General features: G+C 39.2%; 28 protein-coding genes. 19 read left to right on the top strand and 9 right to left on the bottom strand.

Annotated features, from left to right (window positions below):
- Window positions 1–3 precede the first annotated feature (3 nt).
- Window positions 4–2,493 (bottom strand): ATP-dependent helicase HrpB, encoded by a 2,490-nt coding sequence (hrpB, locus tag PluTT01m_RS04550; RefSeq protein ID WP_011145249.1) that lies wholly within the window; start codon window positions 2,491–2,493, stop codon window positions 4–6.
- Window positions 2,494–2,782: 289 nt separating this feature from the next.
- Between hrpB and PluTT01m_RS28190 the strand changes: the two genes are divergently transcribed.
- The 13 genes from PluTT01m_RS28190 to panD all read left to right on the top strand — a co-directional run bounded on the left by PluTT01m_RS28190 (window position 2,783) and on the right by panD (window position 12,116).
- Window positions 2,783–3,049: a carbapenam-3-carboxylate synthase domain-containing protein gene (locus tag PluTT01m_RS28190; protein ID WP_082303150.1), complete on the top strand. Its 267-nt coding sequence runs from the start codon at window positions 2,783–2,785 to the stop codon at window positions 3,047–3,049.
- Window positions 3,050–3,051: 2 nt separating this feature from the next.
- Window positions 3,052–3,867 (top strand): carbapenem biosynthesis protein CpmF, encoded by an 816-nt coding sequence (gene cpmF, locus PluTT01m_RS04540; RefSeq protein ID WP_041379937.1) that lies wholly within the window; start codon window positions 3,052–3,054, stop codon window positions 3,865–3,867.
- Window positions 3,857–4,393 carry a carbapenem biosynthesis protein CpmG gene (cpmG, locus tag PluTT01m_RS04535; protein ID WP_011145247.1) on the top strand — a complete coding sequence of 179 codons (537 nt, stop codon included), beginning with the start codon at window positions 3,857–3,859 and terminating at the stop codon, window positions 4,391–4,393. Before cpmF ends, cpmG begins: the two co-directional genes overlap by 11 nt.
- Complete coding sequence (gene cpmH / locus PluTT01m_RS04530; RefSeq protein WP_011145246.1) at window positions 4,390–4,935, top strand: carbapenem biosynthesis protein CpmH; 546 nt, start codon at window positions 4,390–4,392, stop codon at window positions 4,933–4,935. Before cpmG ends, cpmH begins: the two co-directional genes overlap by 4 nt.
- A gap of 63 nt (window positions 4,936–4,998) precedes the next feature.
- On the top strand, window positions 4,999–5,268 hold the full coding sequence (locus PluTT01m_RS25465) for a hypothetical protein (protein ID WP_041379936.1): 270 nt from the start codon (window positions 4,999–5,001) through the stop codon (window positions 5,266–5,268).
- 171 nt (window positions 5,269–5,439) lie between these two features.
- Complete coding sequence (gene sfsA / locus PluTT01m_RS04525) at window positions 5,440–6,147, top strand: DNA/RNA nuclease SfsA (RefSeq protein WP_011145245.1); 708 nt, start codon at window positions 5,440–5,442, stop codon at window positions 6,145–6,147.
- Between the two features lie 195 nt (window positions 6,148–6,342).
- Window positions 6,343–6,798 (top strand): RNA polymerase-binding protein DksA, encoded by a 456-nt coding sequence (gene dksA / locus PluTT01m_RS04520; protein ID WP_011145244.1) that lies wholly within the window; start codon window positions 6,343–6,345, stop codon window positions 6,796–6,798.
- Window positions 6,799–6,860: 62 nt separating this feature from the next.
- Window positions 6,861–7,811 carry a tRNA glutamyl-Q(34) synthetase GluQRS gene (gene gluQRS, locus PluTT01m_RS04515; RefSeq protein ID WP_011145243.1) on the top strand — a complete coding sequence of 317 codons (951 nt, stop codon included), beginning with the start codon at window positions 6,861–6,863 and terminating at the stop codon, window positions 7,809–7,811.
- Window positions 7,812–7,901: 90 nt separating this feature from the next.
- Window positions 7,902–9,404, top strand: a complete 1,503-nt coding sequence (gene pcnB / locus PluTT01m_RS04510; RefSeq protein ID WP_228957153.1) for a polynucleotide adenylyltransferase PcnB — start codon at window positions 7,902–7,904, stop codon at window positions 9,402–9,404.
- Window positions 9,405–9,409: 5 nt separating this feature from the next.
- Window positions 9,410–9,925: a 2-amino-4-hydroxy-6-hydroxymethyldihydropteridine diphosphokinase gene (folK, locus tag PluTT01m_RS04505; RefSeq protein WP_011145241.1), complete on the top strand. Its 516-nt coding sequence runs from the start codon at window positions 9,410–9,412 to the stop codon at window positions 9,923–9,925.
- A gap of 70 nt (window positions 9,926–9,995) precedes the next feature.
- Entirely contained in the window at window positions 9,996–10,787 is a 792-nt protein-coding gene (panB, locus tag PluTT01m_RS04500; protein ID WP_011145240.1) for a 3-methyl-2-oxobutanoate hydroxymethyltransferase, read from the top strand.
- Window positions 10,788–10,813: 26 nt separating this feature from the next.
- Window positions 10,814–11,668, top strand: coding sequence for a pantoate--beta-alanine ligase (panC, locus tag PluTT01m_RS04495; protein ID WP_011145239.1), 855 nt, complete (start codon window positions 10,814–10,816; stop codon window positions 11,666–11,668).
- A gap of 67 nt (window positions 11,669–11,735) precedes the next feature.
- The gene (gene panD / locus PluTT01m_RS04490; protein WP_011145238.1) at window positions 11,736–12,116 is read left to right on the top strand and encodes an aspartate 1-decarboxylase; all 381 of its coding nucleotides are present in this window, start codon (window positions 11,736–11,738) and stop codon (window positions 12,114–12,116) included.
- 78 nt (window positions 12,117–12,194) lie between these two features.
- On the opposite strand, the gene PluTT01m_RS04485 is transcribed toward panD, so the two are convergent.
- Both PluTT01m_RS04485 and PluTT01m_RS04480 read right to left on the bottom strand, forming a co-directional pair.
- Window positions 12,195–12,965 carry an ABC transporter permease gene (locus tag PluTT01m_RS04485; protein WP_011145237.1) on the bottom strand — a complete coding sequence of 257 codons (771 nt, stop codon included), beginning with the start codon at window positions 12,963–12,965 and terminating at the stop codon, window positions 12,195–12,197.
- Between the two features lie 11 nt (window positions 12,966–12,976).
- A complete protein-coding gene (locus tag PluTT01m_RS04480) occupies window positions 12,977–13,888 on the bottom strand; it encodes an ABC transporter ATP-binding protein (RefSeq protein WP_011145236.1) in 912 nt (303 codons plus the stop codon).
- A gap of 187 nt (window positions 13,889–14,075) precedes the next feature.
- Between PluTT01m_RS04480 and can the strand changes: the two genes are divergently transcribed.
- The 3 genes from can to PluTT01m_RS04460 all read left to right on the top strand — a co-directional run bounded on the left by can (window position 14,076) and on the right by PluTT01m_RS04460 (window position 16,819).
- Window positions 14,076–14,729, top strand: a complete 654-nt coding sequence (can, locus tag PluTT01m_RS04475) for a carbonate dehydratase (RefSeq protein ID WP_011145235.1) — start codon at window positions 14,076–14,078, stop codon at window positions 14,727–14,729.
- A 1,519-nt stretch (window positions 14,730–16,248) separates the two neighbouring features.
- Entirely contained in the window at window positions 16,249–16,530 is a 282-nt protein-coding gene (locus PluTT01m_RS04465; protein WP_011145234.1) for a type II toxin-antitoxin system RelE/ParE family toxin, read from the top strand.
- Between the two features lie 10 nt (window positions 16,531–16,540).
- The gene (locus tag PluTT01m_RS04460; RefSeq protein ID WP_011145233.1) at window positions 16,541–16,819 is read left to right on the top strand and encodes a HigA family addiction module antitoxin; all 279 of its coding nucleotides are present in this window, start codon (window positions 16,541–16,543) and stop codon (window positions 16,817–16,819) included.
- Window positions 16,820–16,918: 99 nt separating this feature from the next.
- On the opposite strand, the gene hpt (PluTT01m_RS04455) is transcribed toward PluTT01m_RS04460, so the two are convergent.
- The 6 genes from hpt (PluTT01m_RS04455) to PluTT01m_RS04430 all read right to left on the bottom strand — a co-directional run bounded on the left by hpt (PluTT01m_RS04455) (window position 16,919) and on the right by PluTT01m_RS04430 (window position 20,666).
- Complete coding sequence (gene hpt, locus PluTT01m_RS04455; protein WP_011145232.1) at window positions 16,919–17,455, bottom strand: hypoxanthine phosphoribosyltransferase; 537 nt, start codon at window positions 17,453–17,455, stop codon at window positions 16,919–16,921.
- A 334-nt stretch (window positions 17,456–17,789) separates the two neighbouring features.
- Window positions 17,790–18,329: a Panacea domain-containing protein gene (locus tag PluTT01m_RS04450; protein WP_041379935.1), complete on the bottom strand. Its 540-nt coding sequence runs from the start codon at window positions 18,327–18,329 to the stop codon at window positions 17,790–17,792.
- A 154-nt stretch (window positions 18,330–18,483) separates the two neighbouring features.
- The gene (locus PluTT01m_RS04445; protein ID WP_011145230.1) at window positions 18,484–18,984 is read right to left on the bottom strand and encodes a GNAT family N-acetyltransferase; all 501 of its coding nucleotides are present in this window, start codon (window positions 18,982–18,984) and stop codon (window positions 18,484–18,486) included.
- 4 nt (window positions 18,985–18,988) lie between these two features.
- Window positions 18,989–19,267, bottom strand: coding sequence for a type II toxin-antitoxin system TacA family antitoxin (locus tag PluTT01m_RS04440; protein ID WP_011145229.1), 279 nt, complete (start codon window positions 19,265–19,267; stop codon window positions 18,989–18,991).
- A gap of 220 nt (window positions 19,268–19,487) precedes the next feature.
- On the bottom strand, window positions 19,488–20,033 hold the full coding sequence (gene hpt, locus PluTT01m_RS04435) for a hypoxanthine phosphoribosyltransferase (protein ID WP_011145228.1): 546 nt from the start codon (window positions 20,031–20,033) through the stop codon (window positions 19,488–19,490).
- Between the two features lie 369 nt (window positions 20,034–20,402).
- Window positions 20,403–20,666 (bottom strand): helix-turn-helix domain-containing protein, encoded by a 264-nt coding sequence (locus PluTT01m_RS04430; protein WP_011145227.1) that lies wholly within the window; start codon window positions 20,664–20,666, stop codon window positions 20,403–20,405.
- Window positions 20,667–22,207: 1,541 nt separating this feature from the next.
- Here PluTT01m_RS04430 and PluTT01m_RS04420 point away from each other — a divergent pair.
- The 3 genes from PluTT01m_RS04420 (at window position 22,208) to PluTT01m_RS04410 (ending at window position 24,368) form a co-directional block, all read left to right on the top strand.
- A complete protein-coding gene (locus PluTT01m_RS04420) occupies window positions 22,208–22,624 on the top strand; it encodes a hypothetical protein (protein ID WP_192880152.1) in 417 nt (138 codons plus the stop codon).
- Window positions 22,625–22,783: 159 nt separating this feature from the next.
- Window positions 22,784–23,950: a ribosomal protein uL16 3-hydroxylase gene (locus PluTT01m_RS04415; protein ID WP_011145224.1), complete on the top strand. Its 1,167-nt coding sequence runs from the start codon at window positions 22,784–22,786 to the stop codon at window positions 23,948–23,950.
- Window positions 23,940–24,368, top strand: a complete 429-nt coding sequence (locus PluTT01m_RS04410) for an HlyD family secretion protein (RefSeq protein ID WP_041379934.1) — start codon at window positions 23,940–23,942, stop codon at window positions 24,366–24,368. Before PluTT01m_RS04415 ends, PluTT01m_RS04410 begins: the two co-directional genes overlap by 11 nt.
- Window positions 24,369–24,396: the final 28 nt, after the last annotated feature.

Below are 24,396 nucleotides of genomic sequence, written 5' to 3'. Positions count from 1 at the left end.
CTATTACGAATATTTTTTTGTCCGCCGAGTCGGTACCGTATTCGCCGGATCATCCGGCCATAAATGTTTTGGATAACGCCCTTTCATCTCTTTTTGCACTTCACGATAGGATCCTTGCCAAAAAGCAGCCAAATCCTGTGTGATCTGCAATGGCCTTTGGGCGGGTGATAGTAGTTCAAGCACCAGTGTTACCCGCCCTTTTGCCAGAGATGGGCTTTGCCACTCACCATACATTTCCTGTATCCGAACTGATAATACCGGTGGTTTATCACTGAAATAACGGATTGCTATCCGACTGCCGGTAGGGACAGTGTAATAAATAGGCAGTTCATTATCCAGACACTGTTGTTGCTGCCAATCCAGCAAATTTTCCAGTGCCGGCAACAAATCAATCTGTTTCAGCCCTTTCAAATCACGCACACCAGTAAGGAACGGCATTAACCAATCATCAAGAGAAGCCATTAATGCATCATTATTGACTGGCGGCCACAGCATTTCAGGTAACCATTTGGCCGCACATTGGATACGGATGCACAACTGAACCGCCGCAGGTGACCAATTCAGCTCATGTAATCCCTCACTGCGTAACCAGTTTAGCAGAGCCTGTTGTAATTGCTCATCGGAAGGCTTTGCCAATCGTTGGGCTTTTACTGTCAGGCTGCCACATTGCAGCCGCTTCCAAGCCTGCAACGTCCCTTTGTTATCATCCCATTCAACGACACTCTGTTCACTGAATAAATTCGGCTGTTGCTGTATCAGTCGTTCAATATCCAGAGGACAAGCCAGCAAAATACGCGCGTCAGGATTTCTACTGTTTTGTAATAATGAAGGAGCCACCAGCCACGATTCGCCAGATAACGTTTCTTCATCATCGATTATCGTTCCCAGACCGTTCGACAGTTGAAAACGCCCTCCCTTATCCCGATTTTTGGCTATTCTGTCAGGGAAACCTTGGGCTAATAGCATTGCAGCAAATCCACCGACTGGCTCACCAAAATGATCACCCATATTTCTAACTAACTGCTTTGCCCGCCGTAACCAATGAGCTTGTCGCTGCTCAACCCAATAAGTGATGTCCGGCTGACCATCACGGGGCGGCTCCTCCAGAATCGCGGTCAGCATAGCGGCGGTTGCCAGCATATCGGCCCCTTGTTCCAACCCCGCACATAACATCGCTGCCAGACGCGGATCACTACCGGATTCCGCCATTTTACTGCCTCTGGACGTTAACTGACCACTGTTACTGATTGCACCTAACTGTAATAACAGCGACTTAGCCACCGCCAGAGCCGCCGCAGGTGGTATATCTAGCCAGTGCAATTGAGAAATATCATGACACCCCCACTGCAATAAGGAGAGCCATAAGCTACTGAGATCAGCATTCAGAATTTCGGGCTCACTATGCTCTACCGCTCTTTCTGCCTGTTCTTGGCTGAATAGATGCCAACACACACCGGCTTCTAACCGTCCTGCCCGACCAGCTCGTTGTGTCATAGAAGCTTGACTGATACGTTGAGTGATCAGGCGAGTCAGACCATTTTTGGGTTCAAAACGCGTCGTGCGTTCAAGACCACTATCAATCACCAACCGAATACCTTCAATCGTTAAACTGGTTTCTGCAATATTAGTCGCCAAAACAACTTTACGGCGTCCAGATGGTGAAGGTTCGATCGCTTTTTGTTGCTCAGCCAATGACAACGCACCGTATAACGGGCACAAATCGGTATCCTCAGCCACTCTCCCGCTAAGCAGTCCAAACACCCGTTGAATTTCCCCGCTACCCGGCAAAAACAACAGCACAGAACCTTGCTCCTGTTGGAGTAACCGCAATACAACGGTGGCGATACTCTGTTCAAAAGGTTGGTGAGCAGACAAAGGACAATAATGTCTGGTCACAGGAAAGCTTCGCCCTTCTGAAATAATCACTGGTGCATCAGGTAATAAAGAACAGAGCCGCTGATTATCCAGCGTCGCTGACATGATCAAAATGCGCAGATCATCCCGCAGCCCTGCCTGTACATCCAGCAACAATGCCAACGCCAAATCAGCCTGCAAGCTGCGCTCATGGAATTCATCCAGAATCACCAGAGAAACCCCTGTCAGCATAGGGTCCTGCTGTAACATTCGGGTTAAAATGCCTTCTGTTACCACTTCAAGGCGAGTAGTTACACTCACTTTTGTTTCTGAACGCATCCGGTAACCCACGGTCTGTCCGATATTTTCATTCAGTTGAGCGGCAAGGCGATTAGCAACACTGCGAGCGGCAATCCGCCGTGGTTCTAACATTATGATACGCCCGGAAAAAGCGGCTTTTTTCAAAATTTCCAATGGCAAAGCCGTCGATTTCCCTGCACCGGCCGGAGCATGAAGCAGGACCTGTTGTGAATTTTTCAACGCACTCAGGACAGGTTCGACGATCTCATATACAGGCAATAAAGACACAAATACTCCATACCAAAGAAAGTTAACTTTCAACCGCCTGCATTGTAGCATTGCCTGCTTCAATCTTATGCCATCCGTCATTCAGGCGTTTTTATGGAATTCTATCCACTGTGCCAATACAGGGTACAGAGAGAATATAATCATGCATAATTGCCATTGATACAGTAATATTGCGGTTTCTGTTTTTAAAAACAAATAGTTAGATTAGATATATAAATAATTTTAATGTCAAATACATTGATAAATTCATTTAATGTACTAATATTTTAATTACCTAGATTCTTAATTATTTTTACAAAGTCATGAAAGGAGTTTAAAATTAGGCTTTGAATTTTGCTTTATCAAATATGGTTTTGATAAAAATTTAAATGAATTAACAAATGAGTTTCAATTTGATGAGTTATCTACCGGAAGAATACTCTTCCGTAATACAACAAATGTATCTAAATTTAAAAGTAAAAGATATACCCAATGGATTTCAAGATGCATCGCGACGGCAAGGGAGCGAATCCCCGGGAGCATAGATAACGATGTGACTGGGGTGAGTGAGTGCAGCCAACAAAGAGGCAACTTGAAAGATGACGGGTATATTTGTTTTTATCTATAATAATGTCATCAAAAGCATATTCATTTGATAACATGAAACTCAGCTTTGTTGAAGGCGGTGATTTTTACGTTGGTAGTGTGTTTGGCGCTCAAAATTATGAATCTCATTCTAATGTTACATTAAATTCTTTTTATATCATGAAGAATGAAGTTACTTATTCAGAATATAAAGAGGTATATGAATGGGCTATATTAAATGGTTATGATTTTGATGATGGATGTAATGGGGCACATTATGAAGATTGCCTTCCTCCTGAGCAGGAAGAAGGCAGGCATCCTGTGACTAGTATTAAATGGTTAGATACCATTCTTTTTTCAAATGCATTAAGTGAGAAATTAAAACTCACTCCAGTATATTTTCAAAAAGGAAATAAAACTATTAGAAAAAAAGACAAAAACTTAGAGATCTTTATAAATACAAACGCTAATGGCTATCGTTTACCTACCTTAAATGAATGGCATGTTGCAGCAAGGGGCGGAAAGCCTGCCTTACGATTAGGAAGATATGGATACTATCACTCTGGAAGCAATGATTCTAAGAAGGTGGCATGGTATCCAGAGTTTAATACAAGTAATTTTGGAACACAGGTTGTAGGTAAATTATCTCCAAACGACTTAGATTTATACGATATGAGTGGAAATGTTTCTGAATGGGTCTATGATAGTTATGAACTTGGTACAGTTAAGTTGTACTATTTTTGTGGTGGAAGTTATCTTTCCCATGCAAACAGCTTATCCAGTTGTGATAACCATAGTTCAGGATATATTATGCCAGATGTTGGATTTAGATTAGTTAGGAGCTATTTAAATGAAAAATAAATTTTACCTTATTTTTATTTTACTTTTCTCGTTTGAGGCATTTTCTCATTGCGGAAATAAGGTAAATCTAAAGGATGGAATCAATCTTATAGATTTGAATGGTGATGGAAAAAAAGATGTAATTTTTTATGCCAAATTTGAAAACAATACATCTCATCCAAGTAACACATTAACTGTTTTTATAAAAAATAAAAATGGGAAATTTAATATAGTTCCACTCCCAAATGATACTGGTTTTACTTGGTTTGATTTTAAATTATCTGCTTCTGAAATAAAAATACAAGATTACGAGCTAAGGGTAAAAAATGGAGTTTATTATATTATTTTTTTTCGCAAAAAAAATAATGATGATGACATATTTGGAGAATACCCAGTAGAATTTATTAAATATGATATAAAATATAACAATGAAGTGCCTGGTATTTCAAATTATTATTGGGATTATACTAAATCCTATCTTACAAAGAAAAAATATAAAAATGTTAGTGATGCCATGACAGAATATAATATGGAGTGTAGTTTATGAAATTTTTTTTATTTTTTTTTGTTTTTTTATCTTTTTTTTGTCATTCAGGAGAAAATGAATCTTTTAGAAAAAAAATACAAAAAAAAATTGACGATAAAATATTATTATGCCTAGGTGAAACTGAATGGCCAGTATCAATTAATGAAAATTCTATATGGGTTAATGCGAACATGGAATCTCTTGTTGATGCTGGATTAGTGAAATTGGATTTTAAAAGAGGAAAAAATAAATTATGGAACTTAACCAAGTTAGGAAAAAAAGAATTTAATAAAAATGGTGATTTTTGTTACGGTAGAATGATGTTAAAAGACATTCTAAGTATAACTTACATAAATAAAAAAAGAGGGTTTATAGTTTTTAACTACTATGTGCATTTATTACCTGAATGGGCTAAAAGCAAATCAATAAGATTCGCATATTCTTATCTAGATAATATTATTACAGGCATTGACAATGAAAAATATCAAATTGAATTTGAAAAATCTGACACTGGGGTTATTAAAATAATAAGTGATCCTGTTCAACTTGAAATTCTTTACTAATTTTAAGCGATAATAGGGGTTTCAAAAGCAACGGAATAATACACTCCGTTAAATAACTATTTAATGGCAGATTCGACTAAATATACATTACACCTGCTGGATAGTCTTGGTATTCAGCATAAAAACAGTTTTATGAAACATCGTTCAAAAGCAGTTATTTCGGATAAAGATTACTCCAGCCAATCATTACGTAGCCGATTAAAAAAATCAGGGAATAAAAGTGATAATTCCGTATATACCCAATGGATTTCAAGATGGATCGCGACGGCAAGGGAGCGAATCCCCGGGAGCATAGATAACGATGTGACCGGGGTGAGTGAGTGCAGCCAATAAAGAGGCAACTTGAAAGATGACGGGTATAAATCAAACGAAAAATCCCGGTCAGATAGACGGGTAAAATTCGACCATAAGACGAAATGTTGTGGAAAGATGTTTTGGTCGACTGAAAGAACATTGTAGCATTGCCTGCTTCAATCTTATGCCATCCGTCATTCAGGAGTTTTTATGGAATTCCATCCACCTTTACAATCTGCCACGCTAATTCGTCGTTATAAACGCTTCCTGGCTGATGTCATCACACCGGAAGGTGAAACACTGACTATCCACTGTGCCAATACAGGTGCCATGACCGGCTGTGCGACACCGGGAGATACGGTTTGGTATTCCACCTCCGATAATCCAAAACGTAAATACCCAAACAGTTGGGAATTGACAGAAACACCGGCTGGTCACTGGATTTGTGTCAATACGCTCAGAGCAAATGATTTAGTCGCCGAGGCTATTGCACAAAATGCCATTCCAGAATTTTCTGAATATAAAAAAATCAGCCGGGAAGTGAAATATGGCGAAGAGAACAGTCGGATAGATTTACTGTTACAAGCAGAACAGCAGGTTAATTGCTATATTGAAGTGAAATCAGTGACACTGCTCCAAGAAAATTGTGGCTATTTCCCAGATGCTGTCACGACCCGCGGACAGAAACACTTGCGGGAATTGCAGCACATAGCAGAACAAGGGCAAAGAGCTGTTTTATTTTTTGCTGTTCTGCATTCTGGGATCAATCAGGTCGCGGCGGCTGCACATATTGATCATAATTATTCATCTCTTTTGGAACAAGCGCAAAACTCTGGGGTCGAAGTTATCTGTTACCAGGCCAACATGACGGGAAAAGGGATGGTTTTAGGCGATAAGTTAACTTTTTTACTGAAATGATTAACTTACCGACTCACCTAATATTTGCAGCCCGGTTGTACAAGGTGTAAAGGCGTGCAATACATTTGCTTTCACACCATTGTGAAACTAATGGCAGGAACAATTGCCAACCCATGCTCCATCTGCTATTTATAGCGGCCTGTTTTTTTCCCCCGCTAGGGGTTTGTTTGATAGTGCGTGTGTAGGAGAAGTATTATGCAAGAAGGGCAAAAACGTAAAACCTCGTCCTTAAGCATTCTCGCCATCGCTGGGGTAGAACCTTACCAAGAAAAGCCAGGTGAAGAATACATGAACGATGCCCAGTTGGCGCATTTCAAGCTAATTCTTGAAGCATGGCGCAATCAGCTCAGGGATGAAGTAGATCGTACTGTATCTCATATGCAAGATGAGGCAGCGAACTTCCCTGATCCAGTTGACCGTGCGGCGCAGGAAGAAGAATTCAGTCTTGAATTACGTAACCGCGATCGTGAACGTAAATTGATTAAGAAGATCGAGAAAACCCTGAAAAAAGTCGAAGATGACGATTTCGGTTTTTGTGAATCCTGTGGCATCGAGATCGGCATCCGTCGTTTGGAAGCCCGTCCAACCGCAGATTTGTGTATTGATTGTAAAACCCTAGCCGAAATCCGTGAAAAACAGATGGCTGGCTAATTAATGGTGTTCCGAATACGGCGTCTTTATGACGCCGTATAAACAACCCCGCTGATCTCCATATGATAAAATCTGAACGTCCCCAGGCTTATATTGGGCGTTTCGCCCCATCACCTTCTGGTGACCTGCATTTTGGTTCATTAATCACTGCCATTGGCAGCTATTTGCAGGCCCGTGCTTGTCAGGGAAAGTGGCTGATACGTATTGATGATATTGATCCGCCTAGAGAAGTTCCCGGTGCTGCCAGCCGTATTCTTCACGCACTTGAGCATTACGGTTTACATTGGGATGGTGAAATTCTCTATCAATCTCAGCGCCATGAGGCCTACTGTCATGTCCTTAATCAATTGCAACAACAAGGTTTAAGTTATTACTGCACCTGTACCCGTCAACGTATTCACCAGATTAATGGTTTTTATGATAGAAACTGCCGTGAATTAAATTTACCCATTGATCATGCAGCAATTCGATTCAAACAGCGTCATCCGGTTTACGGTTTTGAAGATAAATTGCAAGGATATCTGAACGCCGATCCGGTCATGGCTGAAGAAGATTTTATTATTCACCGTCGTGACGGTTTATTTGCCTATAATTTAGTGGTTGTTATTGATGATGATTACCAAGGGGTGACCGAAGTGGTAAGAGGGGTTGACTTGATTGAACCAACCGTCCGTCAGATTGCGCTTTATCGGCAGTTAAATCTCAAAATACCTGACTATATTCATTTACCACTCGCTCTGAATAAGGATGGCAATAAACTTTCCAAACAGAATCATGCTCAGCCGATCCCATTGGATGATCCCCGACCATTACTGATTGAGGCATTATCTTTCCTTAATCAATCTGTTATAGAAAACTGGCAAGATCTTTCTCGTGATCAATTGTTGCAAAAAGCAACAGCACATTGGGATCTAGACCGAATTCCACGACAAGGTAAAATACACATAGATAACATGAATAAAGTTACGGTTAGTCATAACAACCATTCTCAAAAAATACACAGTAGGCTATGATTAGCCGCTGTTTTTTATTTGTTTTATATGATTAGTTACTTATCGAGGTGTACCATTTTTAACCGAGTAGCAAATTTCTGCCGTAACTTATTGATCCGCGAAGGGAAAAATAACCGCGAACTACAGGCAGCCAGTGAAAGGCCAGTCACCGGATCTGACCGTTCTGCTCAAGAAGAGTACGTAACTCTTCACTCTAATCGCCAAGCCCCTTATCAACCCTTATCTAATGTGGAGATACCAAGGGAGGTTGAACAGGAGAACCCTCATTCGGATTTATCGATAACGATAATTCCACGGGAACAACATCGTATTTCCCGCAGAGATATCAGTGAAAATGCACTGAAAGTCCTTTACCGTTTGAATAAATCCGGTTTTGAAGCCTATCTGGTTGGCGGTGGTGTCCGTGACTTATTACTCGGTACGAAGCCGAAAGATTTTGATATTGCCACCAATGCCACGCCAGAACAGGTGCGTAAATTATTTCGCAACTGCCGTCTGGTTGGACGCCGCTTTCGCTTAGCTCATATTATGTTTGGTCAGGAAGTGATTGAAGTCGCAACATTCCGTGGTCCACATGAACAAACGGGTTCTGATGATAAAAATCAGTCACAACAAGCACAAAGCGGTATGCTACTGCGGGATAACATCTTCGGTTCAATTGAAGAAGATGCTATGCGCCGCGATTTCACCATAAACAGCCTCTATTACGGTATCAATGATTTCTCTCTGCGTGATTATGCCGGTGGCCTTCATGATCTGGAAACCGGTGTTATCCGCTTGATTGGCGATCCTGAAACCCGCTATCGAGAAGATCCAGTAAGAATGCTGCGCGCGATCCGTTTCGCTAGCAAACTGAATATGACCATCAGCGAAGGTACCGCCGAACCTATTTCTCGTTTGGCTTTTCTGCTGAGTAATATTCCACCTGCCCGTCTGTTTGAAGAATCTTTAAAACTTTTACAAACCGGTCAAGGCTACAGCACTTATCAACTTCTGCGCGAATACCGCCTATTTCAACCACTTTTCCCATTGATTCAACGCTATTTCACCGAAAATAACGATTCACCAATGGAACGTATAGTCAATCAGGTTTTGAAGAATACCGATTACCGGTTACAAAATGATAAACGGGTTAACCCGGCGTTTTTATTCGCCGCAATGCTCTGGTATCCACTGATCGAACATGCGGAAAAGCTATCTCAAGAAGGTGGTCTGGCTTACTACGATGCTTTTGCATTGGCGATGAATGACATTCTGGATGAGCAATGCCACTCCATTGCCATTCCTAAGCGCCTGACAACCATCATGCGTGATATCTGGCAATTACAGTTACGTCTGCCACGCCGTCATGGTAAGCGGGCAAATAAGCTGATGGAACACCCTAAATTCCGTGCTGCCTATGATTTGCTGGAACTGAGAGCCAATGTTGAAAATCGCAATGAGCTCAAAGAGCTTGTCCATTGGTGGGGAGAATTTCAGCAAGTCAATGCATCACAGCAACGGAGTATGATTTCCGAACTGGGCAGTGAGATTGTCCGTCGTCGTACACGACCACGCCGTCACTATAAACCAAGACTGAGCAGGAACGGCTGATAATTATGGCTCGTGTTTATATCGCTGTTGGTAGCAATCTGGCAGAACCTATGCAGCAAGTAAAAAATGCACTTGCTGCATTAAAAGATTTACCGGAAACAGAATGTATTGCCTGCTCCTCACTGTATCGTACTAAACCGATGGGGCCGCAGAATCAACCTGATTTTCTGAATGCAGCAGTCGCACTGGAAACCACGCTAGCACCGGAAGAATTACTCAATCACACTCAGGCGATTGAACTGACCCAAGGACGGGTAAGAAAAGATGAACGCTGGGGGCCAAGAACACTTGATCTGGATATCATGCTATTTGGTGATCAAGTGATTAATACCGAACGCTTAACGGTACCCCACTACGGACTAAAACAGCGCGAATTTATGCTCTACCCGTTAGCTGAAATTGCCCCTGATCTTATATTTCCTGATGGGGAAGCTTTATCTGAAAGACTGAAACACATCCCAGAAAACGGCTTGGCACTCTGGCTGCAACCGCAGTCCTCTGATTCTAATCACTACATATAGGGATCTCAGTTCAGTCCGCGGCCGATTTCTGTACATAACAAGAAAAATTGCAGGAGAAGGAAGATAGATAATGAAACCAATGACCATGACTGATCTGAATCAGCTCAAGAAAGAAAAACGTAAATTCGCGACTATTACCGCTTATGACGCCAGCTTTGCCCACCTGTTTGCCGAGCAAGGTATCGATGTCATGCTGGTTGGTGACTCACTGGGTATGACTGTGCAAGGGGCTGATACCACCATTCCAGTGACGGTTGAAGATATTGTCTATCATACTCGCTGTGTCCGTGCCGGAACACCTTATACTTTTATCATTGCCGATATGCCCTTCATGAGTTATGCCACGCCAGAGCAAAGTTGTGAAAACGCTGCCAAGCTTATGCGTGCTGGCGCTAACATGGTGAAACTTGAAGGCGGTAGCTGGTTATACGATACCATTAACATGCTTACCGAGCGTTCTGTACCCGTTTGCGCCCATTTAGGGCTAACTCCTCAATCAGTCCATATTCTTGGCGGTTATAAAGTTCAGGGACGTGATGAAGTATCAGCGAATCAATTGATAAAAGATGCCATTACCTTAGAAAAGGCAGGCATACAACTGCTAGTACTAGAATGCGTACCCGTTGATTTAGCTAAACGTATCACCGATGAATTACAGATCCCGGTAATTGGTATTGGTGCCGGTAATGTGACTGATGGGCAAGTTTTAGTGATGCATGACACACTGGGCATTACCGTAAGCCCCCCTAAATTTGTGAAAAACTTCCTTGAAGAAGCAGGGAATATACGTGATGCCATTCGCCTATATAAAGAACAGGTGGAAAGTGGTATTTACCCTGGTAAAGAACACTCATTTTATTAATAAATTCCCCTAAGGAGTATTAAGCAATGCTGATTGTCGAAACTGTACCGATTCTACGCCGTGAAATCCGCCGCTGGCGTCAGGAAGGAAAACGCATTGCACTGGTGCCAACAATGGGTAACTTGCACGACGGCCATATGACGTTAGTCGATACAGCCAAAGGGCAAGCAGATATTGTGATCGTCTCTATTTTCGTCAATCCGATGCAGTTTAATCGTCCAGATGATTTGGCAAAATATCCTCGTACCTTACAGGAAGATTGCGAAAAACTTCATCAACACGGTGTCAATCTGGTATTTGCTCCTGCTGATAAGGAAATATACCCTGATGGTATGGAACATCAGACTTACGTTGATGTTCCTGAGCTTTCTACCATGCTGGAAGGGGCCAGTCGTCCCGGTCATTTCCGTGGTGTTTCAACCGTAGTGAGTAAACTGTTCAATCTGGTACAGCCAGATTTAACCTATTTTGGCGAAAAAGATTTTCAACAATTACAACTTATTCGCAAAATGATTGCCGACCTGGCTTATGATATTACGCTGGTTTCAGTACCCACGGTGCGTGACCAAAATGGCCTGGCTCTCAGTTCACGTAATAACAATTTAACCGCCGATGAACATCGAATCGCCCCAGAACTCAGCAAGATCATGCGATCTATCGCTGAAAAAATGGCACAGGGTGAACGTCACACAGAACAGTTGCTCACTCAAGCTTCTTCACAGCTACACGAAGCGGGCTTTGTACCTGATGAGTTGTTTATCCGTGACGCTGAAACATTGGCACCGTTAAATACCGAAAGCAAAAAAGCCGTTATTCTAATGGCTGCCTGGTTAGGGCAGACCCGTATGATCGATAATCAGCAGGTAGATTTAACGCAATAATCGCCGTTGTATCAGGCGTTATTGATGCAAAAAGGTTCTAATTTGTCATCGAATCAGGAGAAAAACCATGTTGCGTACGATGCTACAGGGGAAATTGCACCGGGTGAAAGTCACTCAGGCAGATTTGCATTATGAAGGTTCCTGTGCAATGGATCAGAATTTCATGGATGCAGCCGGTATTCTGGAATATGAAGCTATTGATATCTATAACGTGGATAACGGTGAGCGCTTTTCCACTTATGCTATTGCCGCTGAACGTGGTTCTAGAATAATTTCAGTTAACGGAGCAGCCGCACGCCGTGCTGCGGTAGGTGATAAGCTAATTATTTGCTCATATGTACAAATCCCTAACGAAGATGCCCGTCACCATAAGCCTAATATCGCTTACTTCGATGGTGATAATATTATGAGGCGGATCGCCAAAGCCGTGCCGGTTCAAGTGGCTTAAATTAAATTTAGTCCCCTAAAATTAGCCAGCAAAATTTAGGGGACTTCAAAAATAGAAACCGTTAATAAATTACCGAATTTAAGTCCTCAATCCCCGCCCTGTTTCAATTAAATACCAAGCAACAAGATAAAAAGCCACAATAAATGCAGTCAAAACACTCAACGTAATTATCAAAGAAACATCAGTAATCCCCAGGAAACCATAACGGAAACCACTAATCATATAAACGATCGGATTCAACTTGGAAACCGCTTGCCAAAATGGGGGTAATAATGTCAATGAATAAAACACCCCACCAAGATAAGTCAGTGGCGTTAATACGAAAGTCGGAATAATGCTGATATCATCAAACGTTTTAGCAAAAATCGAATTCAGCAACCCCCCTAGTGAGAACAAAATGGAGGTCATCAACAACGTGACAACAATCATCCACCACGCATGAATATGAAGCGGCACAAAAAATAGAGAAACCAATGTCACCAGAATACCGACGCAGACACCACGGGCAACACCACCACCAACAAACCCCACAATAACTATATGTGTCGGAACCGGCGCTACTAATAATTCCTCAATACTGCGCTGGAATTTCGCACCAAAGAAGGAGGAAGAAACATTGGCATAAGAGTTAGTAATCACCGACATCATAATAAGGCCAGGGACAATAAACTGCATATAATCGACACCGCCCATTTCCCCAATACGCGAACCAATCAAGCTACCGAAGATAATAAAATAGAGCGACATGGTAATAACCGGTGGTAATAAAGTCTGTACCCAGATACGACCAAAACGGGTAATTTCTTTAATCCAGATAGTTTTTAGCGCCACCCAGTACAACTGAATCATTTACTATCTCCTTACTTATTGTTCACCAAGCTGACAAATAACTCTTCCAGACGGTTCGCTTTATTACGCATACTTAAAATATGAATACCCTGAGCACTTAATTGGGTAAATACGCTATTTATTCCCTGACCACGCTGAACATCCACTTCCAAAGTAGAGGCATCCAGCAGTCGATAATCATATCCTACTAGTTCAAGAATTGGGTTTTGTGTCGCCAGATCGAAGAAGAATGTTTCAGACTCCACCCGACTGAGTAAATTTTTCATACTGGTGTTTTCCACCAATTCACCATGCTGAATAATACCAATATTACGGCACAGCATTTCTGCTTCTTCCAGATAGTGAGTCGTTAGAATAATTGTCGTTCCTTGGGCATTCAGCTCTTGCAAAAAATTCCACATAGAGCGACGAAGTTCAATATCAACACCAGCAGTCGGTTCATCAAGGATCAATAACTTAGGCTGATGCATCAACGCTCGTACAATCATCAAGCGTCGTTTCATCCCACCAGACAGACGAATCGCCCGTTGGTTGCGTTTTTCCCACAGATCTAACTGCAACAGATAAGTTTTCGCTCTGGCTTGCGCTACTTTTCGCGGTACACCATAGTAACCGGCCTGATTGAGAACAATCTGCAACACCGTCTCAAACGGGTTAAAGTTAAATTCCTGCGGAACAAGACCTAACTGGCGTTTAGCATTGACAATATCAGTATCAATATCATAGCCAAACACCTTAACCTTACCGCTGCTTTTGTTTACCAGAGAGCTAATAATGCCGATTGTGGTGGATTTCCCTGCACCATTCGGACCTAATAATGCGTAGAAGTCTCCAACTTCCACATTCAGATCTATCCCACGCAGTGCCTTAACACCATCAGTGTAAGTCTTAGTAAGCTGCGTTAACTCCAATGCATAAGTCATAAATTACAAAACACCTTTATTATCTGGTCGCTTTTGCGTGTAATGTGGAAACATAATGCTGCTTTTCTGCCTGACTTGCTTTACAAAAACAGTAGAAAGATTAAAAACAAACAGCAATAAAATATTAAAATTTCAATTGATGTTGTATATGATTCTATCTTAAAGAAACACTACCAGGCTATGAATCATGATGAAAAAAATAGAAGAGCTGCTTGCCAATAACAAGCAGTGGTCAGAATCGGTTAACGAAGAAAATCCAATTTTTTTCAAAGAATTAGCAAAATCACAAAAACCTCATTTCTTATGGATTGGTTGTTCAGACAGCCGGGTACCAGCAGAAAAACTAATTGATGCCGCCCCCGGTGACTTATTTGTTCACAGAAACGTTGCAAACCTGGTTATTCATACTGACTTAAATTGTCTTTCAGTTATTCAATATGCAGTAGATGTACTGGAAGTTGAACATATCATTATCTGCGGACACTACGGTTGTGGTGGTATCGAAGCTGCAATTGATGGCACCGAACTGGGATTGATTAACAACTGGCTGCTACATATTCGTGATCTTTGGTATAAACACAGTTCTATGCTAGGTGAATTACCCCCTAATGAGCGTCTGAACCGTCTGTGCGAAATTAACGTTGTTGAGCAAGTATATAACCTTGGTCACTCAACCATTATGCAAGCAGCATGGAAACGAGGCCAAAAAGTGATGATCCACGGTTGGGTTTACGGTATCCATAATGGTCAATTGCAAGATCTGGAAGTCACGGCTGACAGCCGTGAAAAACTGGAGCTTGCCTATCGCCAGACAATATCCAAACTGACGCATAAGAAGTGATTTTTTAGATCATTCATAAAATACGCTGTAGAAAAGGTTATATTTAACTTTTTCTATAGTGTAATTAAACGAAGATTTTCAATTTATAGATTATAGATTATAGATTATAGATTATAGATTATAGATTATAGATTATAGATTATAGATTATAGATTATAGATTATAGATTATAGATTATAGATTATAGATTATAGATTATAGATTATAGATTATAGATTATAGATTATAGATTATAGATTATATTAAAAATATATTTTAATTTTTTCTCAGACTTAAAAATTATATTTTACCCTTTAAACTCATGATAATATTTTTCTCCAGAGATATTATCTAAACTAGAGTGGAAAATTTACAACATAGGTTCGCGAAGCCTTTTGCCGCTCTATCTATTAAATCCCGATCCTCTTGCCTAATCCTCAAGTTGAGTGTCTTATTTTTACGATTCTCACTTATTACGTTCATTTCAAATCTCCTTATGCTATAGGTGAGCTAAATAATACACAAACGTAACGCCATTATCATCACATTTCTAGAGGAGAGAATTCCCATTAGGCATAGAGGCTTACATCGGCTTTCGCTAATAAAAATGCAATATACCCGTTATCTTTCAAGTTGCCTCTTTGCTGGCTGCACCTATTCACCCCAGTCATATAGTTCGCTACGCTCCCGGGGATTTGCTCCCTTGCCGTCACGATGCATCTTGAAATCCATAGGGTATAGCCATTTAAACCTCAAATAGCTATTTTAATTTTTCGAATGGATGCATGAGGTAATAAGAAGAAAACAAAATAACCCATGATAAACATAATATAAACATTCATCATGATATATAGTCATTGAATTAATAAATATCCATCCGATGTATTAAAATATTATTTTCCAATTAAAACTGACATATTTCATCTTAAAGTTTATTTCTATATGAACAAGAAAAAAATATAAAAAACTGGAATAAACAAACTAACATAATTACTGAAAATATTTTCATAAAATGGACAATATGACGATACCACACCTATTCCCCCAAGAAAATAGGTATTAATGAGCTCCTAAAGATCAAAAAACAATGGAATATCTGAATGAAAATAAACGATAGTAAGTTAAAATGAATATGAAAAATGATTTTATTAATATTAAGATGTAAGAAATTTTTAATTTATTTTTATAAGGTTATAAAAAATCATCATCAATGTAAAATTCAGTATTTTTTTGATTGAGTCAACACACTAAAGCATAATAGTAAAAACTTTTAACATACAGAAATAAAAAACCCAAAAGTTAATTAATCCATTAAATTAATCAGGTGAATCAGACTACTTTTATAATATTTTTGACAATTTTTACAATTATTTTTAGAATAAGAAAATTACTTATCCTCAATAATGTAAAATGAGTAATTAATCTAAATACTAATTAATTATCATTCATTGAATACTTAAATATTACAGAAATTATATGTATTTGTTGACATGCCATGACGACCTCCGCATAGTGTGCATATACAGTATACGAGACTAGTATGATTAAAAGCTTCAAACACAAAGGATTGGAAAAATTTTTCAAAACTGGTTCTACCGCTGGCATTCAGCCTAAGCATGCCCTAAAGCTGCAAATCCAGCTAACTGCATTGAATACGGCTAAAAAACCAGAAGATATGAATGCCCCTAGCTGGAAACTTCACCCACTAAAAGGAGCAAATCTTAGCGGTCACTGGGCAATATCTGTTAACAGTAATTGGCGTTTAACATTTAGATTTGAGGGCGAAGATATAATTCTCGTTAATTATCAAGATTATCACTGAGGGCAACGAAATGAAAATGCATAAACCTGCACACCCAGGCATAGTTTTGCGTGAATATCTTGGTGACATATCTGTCACGGAAGCAGCAAAGGCTCTCGGTATAACCAGAGCTGCACTATCCCGCATATTAAACGGCAATGCAGGAATATCTGCTGATATGGCCCTGCGACTGGAAGCCGCATTAGGTACTAGTGCCGAAATGTGGACAGGAATGCAGTCCCAATATGAACTGTGGATTGCCTCACAGCACAAAAGACCAGAAATAAAACCAATACTGGCTCACTCCTGATAGCGTAATAAGAGGGCTTTACTTAGCCAGCTACAACACTACACACCATGCCTAATAAAAACGGCAACCCGAAAGTTGCCGTTTTCAAATACGAGAAAACTACTCTTCTAGCAAAACCACATGGCCGATATAAGGCAGATGACGGTAAAGTTGCGCATAATCGATACCATAACCCACCACAAATTTATCCTCAATTGAGTAACCAATCCACTCCACCGGAACATCAACTTCACGGCGGGAAGGTTTATCCAGCAAGGTACAGATTGCCAGTGATTTTGGCTCACGCAACGCCAAAATTTCACGCACTTTATTCAGGGTATTACCTGAATCAATAATATCTTCCACAATCAGTACATGCTTACCACGAATATCCTCGTCCAGATCTTTCAGGATTTTCACATCACGAGTGGAATTCATACCGCTACCGTAACTGGAAGCCGTCATAAAGTCGACTTGATGAGGGATCTGAATTTCACGGCATAAATCAGCCATAAAAATAAATGAACCTCTCAGCAACCCGACCAATACCAGCCCACTACCACTGTCACAATAGTGTTCAGTAATCTGTTTTCCCAGTTCAGCAATACGTTGTTTAACCTCCTGTTCGGAGATCATAACTTCTACAGTGTGTTTCATTATAAAGTTAACCAATTGTTTTTAATGAATAAATATATAAAAATCAATAAAAGATTATAACCAGTTGATATGCCAATTAATACGCCATTCTTCTAGCAATATTATTGAACAGTTCCTTTCCCTTAGGATATCTCAAGGCAAGTATGGCATAAGATAAGGATATTCATGGGAAACCAATCTATAGATCATACACCAAAACTATTATTCAGTAATAATAGCTCACAGCAGCAAACCAACAGATATTTTAACTTTGGCGGCGTTGTAAAAGGTCAGTGAAGATAAAAAAATCCGCCCTAAAAGATGCGGAAAATCTGTCACCAAAATTAGTCATCAGCTACTCAGTAGAAATCAGATAAGCAACTAACTTGTCACCATCCTTACAACTGGCAGCTATCACTTCCAATGGAATCTCACTATTCTGGTTAGCCGTCATCCAAACACTATCGTGGCTGATATCACGTATTTCTTTAAACGAGAGATTCCCATATTTTTCGATTGCTTCATTTATGCAATCAATATCCGAATCACTAAATACATCTTCATCGAAATCACGCAAAGCACGTATTTGATGATTTCCATGACGTCCCTCTACTGACAACAATGACCGAATGACATCAACATCACACTTATTTGGAATAAAGCGCCCGTCTCCCCTGGCTACTTTTATAATATCATAGGCATTCACTGCAACAGGGCCATCTTTCATTGCAAGATAGTTATCACCCGTAATTAACCGACCATAACGCTCCAAATGCAGCCGGTCAGCAAAATACAGAATTTTACCCACATGATAAACGTCAGAAATTGGCGCTATAGAGGCAACGTACAGAATAGCCTCTATAGCCTTTTCTGAGTCAAATCTTGCACTAATCATCTCAATTACCTTCATTTAAATATACCCGTTATCTTTCAAGTTTCCTCTTTGTTGGCTGCACTCACTCACCCCGGTCACATCGTTATCTATGCTCCCGGGGATTCGCTCCCTTGCCGTCGCGATGCATCTTGAAATCCATTGGGTATAAATAGTATTAATCTGTTATTTTAAAAACCGTTTTTAAATCCTTTAGCGTGATCATTAACGTCATTGGATTTAAAAGCGAATCACTAAAACCCACAGACTTATAAAATGCCTTAGCATTCTCCGAGATAGCATGGACAATCAACCCCCTAACACCCACCAAATCTGCCGCTTGAGCGACACGTATGGAAGCATCTCTAACTAAATAGCGACCAAACCCTCTTCCTTGATAACGCTTATCAACAGCTAAGCGACCCAAAATAATCGTCGGAATAGGATTTGGCATATTACGCTTAAACTTGCTTATCGCCTCTTCTGACATAATTGAGCCGGTCGCTAACGAATAATAAGCAATAACATCTCTGTCTTCGCTTACAACATAGGTTCGTGAAGCATTCTCTTTTTGATTTTTTAATGCTCTGTCTGTTAACCAGTTGTCTAGGGTATCAATTCCTGAAGTAAAACTATTTAAATTGTGATCATCTGTTAACAAGGTTGGATCATTAATCATTTTATCACCACGGTTTTTTCATATTTGCCGTTTTGATAAGACGCTCATTTGGAACAGCCGGAGCATCAAGTTTAGCAATAAAAGCATTAAAAATTTCTGGAGATACAATCATAAATGAATGTTCCAATAACGTGTTTTCAGCATCACGTTTGATTGTATCAAGGACATATTCAGTAACGGTTTTTCCCTTCACTTTTGCTGCTCTATCTATTAAATCCCGATCCTCTTGCCTAATCCTCAAGTTGAGTGTCTTATTTTTACGATTCTCACTTATTACGTTCATTTCAAATCCCCTTATGCTATATATGGTCTAAATAATACACAAATGTAACGCCATTGTCATCACATTTATGGGGGGAGAGAACTCCCATTAGGCATAGAGGCTTACATCGGCTTTCGCTAATAAAATGCAGTGGTAATATTTCAACAAGGGAACATTGTTGAAGCCCGCTTAAGGCCAAAACGGCAACCCAAAAGTTGCCGTTTCCAAAATATGATAAAAACTACTCTTCCAGCAAAATTACATGGCCGATATAAGGCAGATGACGGTAAAGTTGCGCATAATCGATACCATAACCCACCACAAATTTATCCTCAATTGAGTAACCAATCCACTCCACCGGAACACCAACTTCACGGCGGGAAGGTTTATCCAGCAAGGTACAAATTGCCAGTGATTTTGGCTCACGCAGCGCCAAAATTTCACGTACTTTATTCAGGGTATTACCTGAATCAATAATATCTTCCACAATCAGTACATGCTTACCGCGGATATCCTCGTCCAGATCTTTCAGGATTTTCACATCACGAGTGGAATTCATACCGCTACCGTAACTGGAAGCCGTCATAAAGTCGACTTGATGAGGGATCTGAATTTCACGGCATAAATCAGCCATAAAAATAAATGAACCTCTCAGCAACCCGACCAACACCAAATCACTACCACTGTCACGATAATGTTCAGTAATCTGTTTTCCCAGTTCAGCAATACGCTGTTTAACCTCCAGTTCGGAGATCATAACTTCTACAATATGTTTTGGTTTACTCATAACTATATATTTTTAAACGATAACTAAAATAAAATCATGTGTCTTTTTACAAAAAGTGATACACCGATTGATATACCGTTCACCACACAAAGACGCACACACAAAAACATGAGAACAAAATATTTTGCAAAGCATATCAGAATTCACCGCCTACAGTAAAAGAAGGATATATGACTCGTTGCCAGTGAGTAGATAAGTACACTAAACGTTCTGGCCTCGTGATAGAAAGTTGCGACGCATTTCGTCGAAAGGTATTAAAGATTACGGTGATGGATAACCAATTATTCTACCTCATCAATCAAACAACACAGTAGGTAATGAGATGAAGTGAGGTGACTATTTCCCTGATATTTTACGGTATTAGAATAATTATTCTGCTGATTTCTCGCGAACTTTGCTCTCAATAAGATTACTGTCCATATCAAAATAACGACTAGGCCAGATTTCAGATAAATGAATGTTGAGATAATTAGCGATAATCCATTCGCCTTTAGGCCAAGGACGTGACAGCGTGTTGGCTAATGTGGAAGAATTCAGTCCCGCTTCACGGGATACCGCAGCTAAGGTTGGACCACGCTTACGTAGCGCAGCAATAATATCGGCTTGATGCCAGTCATTTCTAACATTATTCATTCCTGCTACCCCTTCCATTAATTGAGAAAATTGATGATGGTGATTCAGACAGGGTTCACAGTACCGGTAGCTACCTTCCGGCAAGGCCGAAGCCTCCCCCGCCTGAACCACCATTACTCTTTCAATCTATAAAATGCCGTGTCAGATTCACTGCGCTGCTAGCAGGCATGAGCCTGTAATCGTCGTACTGCCCTTTTGCTGCGGCGTCAAGTCCGCAAACAGTCAGCAAAAGTGGTGCAAACGTTGAAATACCAACAAGCACAGCAAAACGCCGCAACGTTAAGGATCAAACGGTAGCAATGAGCTAATTATTTAGGTGTAGAGAAGCCGCCCGCTAAATATTTTAAGCAAACATAGCTAGGCATGAGCGAGATGCGCAAAAGCAATCCTGCTCATTGAAGTGAAATGAGATCGAGACGTAGCTCAATCCCATTGTGCGAAAGGCTATCACCTAACGCTAATGTGAAAAGTAAGCGAGCGCATGTTTCATGCCCACTTGAAATCAGATAAAAGTAAAGTGGATCTTCCCCACCTTAAATCCAGCTACGAAAGGCAATGAAAACCATAACCTCACACGCCGAAGTACCGTTGGTACTCTATTAGCTAAAAAGACCGTCATCACCAAACTAGCTAGGATTGTTCATACTAGCAATATATGCTTCCAAAGGTGTGCAGATGTACCGCAATTCTTGCTTTCACTTTCAGGCTACAGAAGTTTTTCTAGTCGTTTAAGCGCTTCCTCTCAGACCTACGGAAACATTGATGACCATCTGTGATGGTAATTAAACAGATTTAGACTAACGAATGCTTTTACTGACAATAAGAGAAAGTAATGACTAAATAAATATATCAATAAGTTTTTATTTATATCATCCAATAGATTTAGCGCATTATCATGATAACTTTAATTATAGTTTCTCTTGAAAAGATTAGAGGTTTAATATTTTCTTTTAAAATTTAATTCATCCCTATATTTTCAAGATGTTAGGATAATTACCACATTTGGTTATTTTATTTATTTAAAAAAAAGACATTGACATAAAAAAAACAAAAAAATATAATCAAGACAAATCAAAAACCCTATAAAAATAATAAACAAGAATTTATGAAAATAAAAAACCATAAAAACACCTTATTGTACAGAGCCAAAGAAATATCAAAATTATCTAAAAAAACCTTTAAAAAAGAGGCTTTATTTTTTAATTTTTTTATAGTTTATATTGTCTCGGTATTTATACTTAGATTAGACACCCCTATTCTTGAGTATATAGATTACAGTATGTCAATAATTTTATTGATTATCATGTTCAGCACTGCAAATAAAATATCCAATGAATTTTCTTTATTGAAAAAAAGGTTCAAAAAAGAATACTCACATGATAAAAAACCAAATTTTTTTTATAAGATATTTACTCTATCTATTATAACTATTTTACTGATATTAGTATCGATTCCTTTTTTGTATATATTAAATCATATCCATTATGATTTTTCGTTAAAATTATTTTTGAATACAATCATAAGTTCTTATATATATTTGATTGTTATTATTTTTAGTAAACCTGAATGAAGGTAAATTTATTATGCGTGAGCTTACCATTCAAGAGTTTGATTTAGTTGCAGGTGCAGGAGCAGGAGAAACCGCTGGTGAAATAGCAGGAGCAGCCGCAGGGGGAGCTGCTGGAAGAGTAGCTGGTAGTGTAGCTGGAGGATATGCTGGAGCCGCAGCTGGTGCAGCAATAGGCTCTGTAATAGCACCGGGCCCAGGTACTGCAGCTGGTGCAGTAATTGGTGTTGTTGTTGGTCGATTTGCAGGTGGTGGTGCTGGAGCTGCCGGAGGAGCTGCAGCTGGCCGCTACATCGGAGGAGAGATAGGAGGTAGAATTGATTCTGGAGGGAATAGCAATGGTGCTGGGACCAATTATTGTAATTCAAGTGGATCTAACTATTGCCACTAATAAACCGTGATATTTTTAGATAAAAATGGGTGTAATTATACACCCATCAACCAAAAAAAAGAGGCTACGTAAACAAAAACCTTTTATTTTAATAACCTCTTAATAAGATAACTTATTACTCACTTATAGAGCCACAATCAACAATCATTAACATTAAATATGAATCCAATTAATTTTCCCATTGATAAAAAAGACTTCCTAGAAAATTTCTTCGAAAAGAAACCGTGTGTTTTTAAAAAAATATATGATGATGATTTTATAAAACATAGTGAAATAGAAAATATATTTAATCGTTCCAACCTGCCTTCATTTGAAGGTATTAAATTAATGTACAATGGTATTATTGATAAAACAGAATATATTGAATCCTATAATGATTTAGGCACTAGACGGTATAGATATATATACTCTAAGTTATATGACTATCTAAACTCAGGTGCAACACTAGTTGCAAATGGTATAATTAATGAAACAAAAATAGATCAACTGGCTAAGGCTTGCTCTTCATTTACAGATAGTCATCCGTTTTCAAGCCTATATTTATCATATGGAGAAAAAAGTTCTTTTAAACCTCATTGGGATAGCAGAGATATATTCGCAATTCAGTTATCAGGAAAGAAAAGATGGATAATTTACAAACCAAGCTTTCCTGACCCTGTATATTTACATCAATCAAAAGATATGGAAAATACGTATCCATGCCCTTCTGAACCATATGATGATTTTGTGCTGGAAACTGGAGATGTCCTTTATCTACCAAGAGGATGGTGGCATAATCCATTACCTCTTGGTGAAGAGACTATACATTTATCTGTTGGCATTTTTCCACCTTATGCCCATGAGTACATAAACTGGTTATCATATAAAATAACCGATATTGACATTGGAAGGAAATCACTTCCGAGATCATGGAAACAAGCTAAAGATGAAATTGATATCTTAGCAAAATATGTTATTGATAATATTACTTCAGAAGATTCATATAATGAATTTTTAAAATCTTTCAGCGATGAAAAAAGGGTTCCATCAAAATTAAATCTGAGACTATTTTGTGGAAAAAAACATCATTCCATATCCAAGACATCACGCTTAAGAATAAATTCAAATAATAATCTATCCATAGATGAAGGATATATTATTTGCAACGGAGCAAAAGTAAATTTAGATCAATTCTCTATACATCTTCTTAGTAAAATTAGTGAGATACCATATATATCATTCGAGAATCTACTTTCTTTTTTTGATCATAGTAAACAAAAAAACATAGAAGATTTAATTTATAAACTAGGTTACCAAGATATATTAGAAATTATAGATGATTTATAAAAGTGAATTTTTTCGCAAGGAGGCTTTAAAGCATAAAGCAATACCTTTGGCTGGTCGAGTAATTTTGACCAGCCCCTTTATTTTTACCGTTTTAACATATATTTCATGCCTTCTTGTATTGTTTATAATAATATTTATTATGTTTACTGATTACTCTAGGAAAACAACCATAAAAGGACAAGTTTACCCTGAAGATGGGATCACAAAAGTCTATTCAAGAGAGACAGGGATAATTAACAAGGTTATGATTAAAGATGGTCAATTTGTAAAAAAAGGCGAGGTTCTGGGTGTTATATACAAAGCTCAAAACTTAAACACAGGAATACTGCAAGATAAATTAAAAGAGCAAGCCATCTTAAAGAAGAAAACGTTAGATCAAGCCATTGATAAAATAGATAAAATAGGCGGATTCGACTAATAAGTGCAATTTTTCAGAAGGGCGGTCA

Source organism: Photorhabdus laumondii subsp. laumondii (genome assembly GCF_003343245.1).
Taxonomy (GTDB): Bacteria; Pseudomonadota; Gammaproteobacteria; order Enterobacterales; family Enterobacteriaceae; genus Photorhabdus; species Photorhabdus laumondii.
Note: the sequence above shows the minus strand (reverse complement) of the source record. Positions and strands in the feature narration are given on the sequence as shown.

Bases quoted from the DNA above. Each gene is read 5' to 3' on its own strand.
- hrpB (WP_011145249.1), bottom strand. From the start codon at position 2,493: ATGCTACAATGCAGGCGGTTGAAAGTTAACTTTCTTTGGTATGGAGTA.
- cpmF (WP_041379937.1), top strand. From the start codon at position 3,052: ATGTCATCAAAAGCATATTCATTTGATAACATGAAACTCAGCTTTGTT.
- cpmG (WP_011145247.1), top strand. From the start codon at position 3,857: ATGAAAAATAAATTTTACCTTATTTTTATTTTACTTTTCTCGTTTGAG.
- cpmH (WP_011145246.1), top strand. From the start codon at position 4,390: ATGAAATTTTTTTTATTTTTTTTTGTTTTTTTATCTTTTTTTTGTCAT.
- PluTT01m_RS25465 (WP_041379936.1), top strand. From the start codon at position 4,999: ATGGCAGATTCGACTAAATATACATTACACCTGCTGGATAGTCTTGGT.
- sfsA (WP_011145245.1), top strand. From the start codon at position 5,440: ATGGAATTCCATCCACCTTTACAATCTGCCACGCTAATTCGTCGTTAT.
- dksA (WP_011145244.1), top strand. From the start codon at position 6,343: ATGCAAGAAGGGCAAAAACGTAAAACCTCGTCCTTAAGCATTCTCGCC.
- gluQRS (WP_011145243.1), top strand. From the start codon at position 6,861: ATGATAAAATCTGAACGTCCCCAGGCTTATATTGGGCGTTTCGCCCCA.
- folK (WP_011145241.1), top strand. From the start codon at position 9,410: ATGGCTCGTGTTTATATCGCTGTTGGTAGCAATCTGGCAGAACCTATG.
- panB (WP_011145240.1), top strand. From the start codon at position 9,996: ATGAAACCAATGACCATGACTGATCTGAATCAGCTCAAGAAAGAAAAA.
- panC (WP_011145239.1), top strand. From the start codon at position 10,814: ATGCTGATTGTCGAAACTGTACCGATTCTACGCCGTGAAATCCGCCGC.
- panD (WP_011145238.1), top strand. From the start codon at position 11,736: ATGTTGCGTACGATGCTACAGGGGAAATTGCACCGGGTGAAAGTCACT.
- PluTT01m_RS04485 (WP_011145237.1), bottom strand. From the start codon at position 12,965: ATGATTCAGTTGTACTGGGTGGCGCTAAAAACTATCTGGATTAAAGAA.
- PluTT01m_RS04480 (WP_011145236.1), bottom strand. From the start codon at position 13,888: ATGACTTATGCATTGGAGTTAACGCAGCTTACTAAGACTTACACTGAT.
- can (WP_011145235.1), top strand. From the start codon at position 14,076: ATGATGAAAAAAATAGAAGAGCTGCTTGCCAATAACAAGCAGTGGTCA.
- PluTT01m_RS04465 (WP_011145234.1), top strand. From the start codon at position 16,249: ATGATTAAAAGCTTCAAACACAAAGGATTGGAAAAATTTTTCAAAACT.
- PluTT01m_RS04460 (WP_011145233.1), top strand. From the start codon at position 16,541: ATGAAAATGCATAAACCTGCACACCCAGGCATAGTTTTGCGTGAATAT.
- hpt (WP_011145232.1), bottom strand. From the start codon at position 17,455: ATGAAACACACTGTAGAAGTTATGATCTCCGAACAGGAGGTTAAACAA.
- PluTT01m_RS04450 (WP_041379935.1), bottom strand. From the start codon at position 18,329: ATGATTAGTGCAAGATTTGACTCAGAAAAGGCTATAGAGGCTATTCTG.
- PluTT01m_RS04445 (WP_011145230.1), bottom strand. From the start codon at position 18,984: ATGATTAATGATCCAACCTTGTTAACAGATGATCACAATTTAAATAGT.
- PluTT01m_RS04440 (WP_011145229.1), bottom strand. From the start codon at position 19,267: ATGAACGTAATAAGTGAGAATCGTAAAAATAAGACACTCAACTTGAGG.
- hpt (WP_011145228.1), bottom strand. From the start codon at position 20,033: ATGAGTAAACCAAAACATATTGTAGAAGTTATGATCTCCGAACTGGAG.
- PluTT01m_RS04430 (WP_011145227.1), bottom strand. From the start codon at position 20,666: ATGAATAATGTTAGAAATGACTGGCATCAAGCCGATATTATTGCTGCG.
- PluTT01m_RS04415 (WP_011145224.1), top strand. From the start codon at position 22,784: ATGAATCCAATTAATTTTCCCATTGATAAAAAAGACTTCCTAGAAAAT.
- PluTT01m_RS04410 (WP_041379934.1), top strand. From the start codon at position 23,940: ATGATTTATAAAAGTGAATTTTTTCGCAAGGAGGCTTTAAAGCATAAA.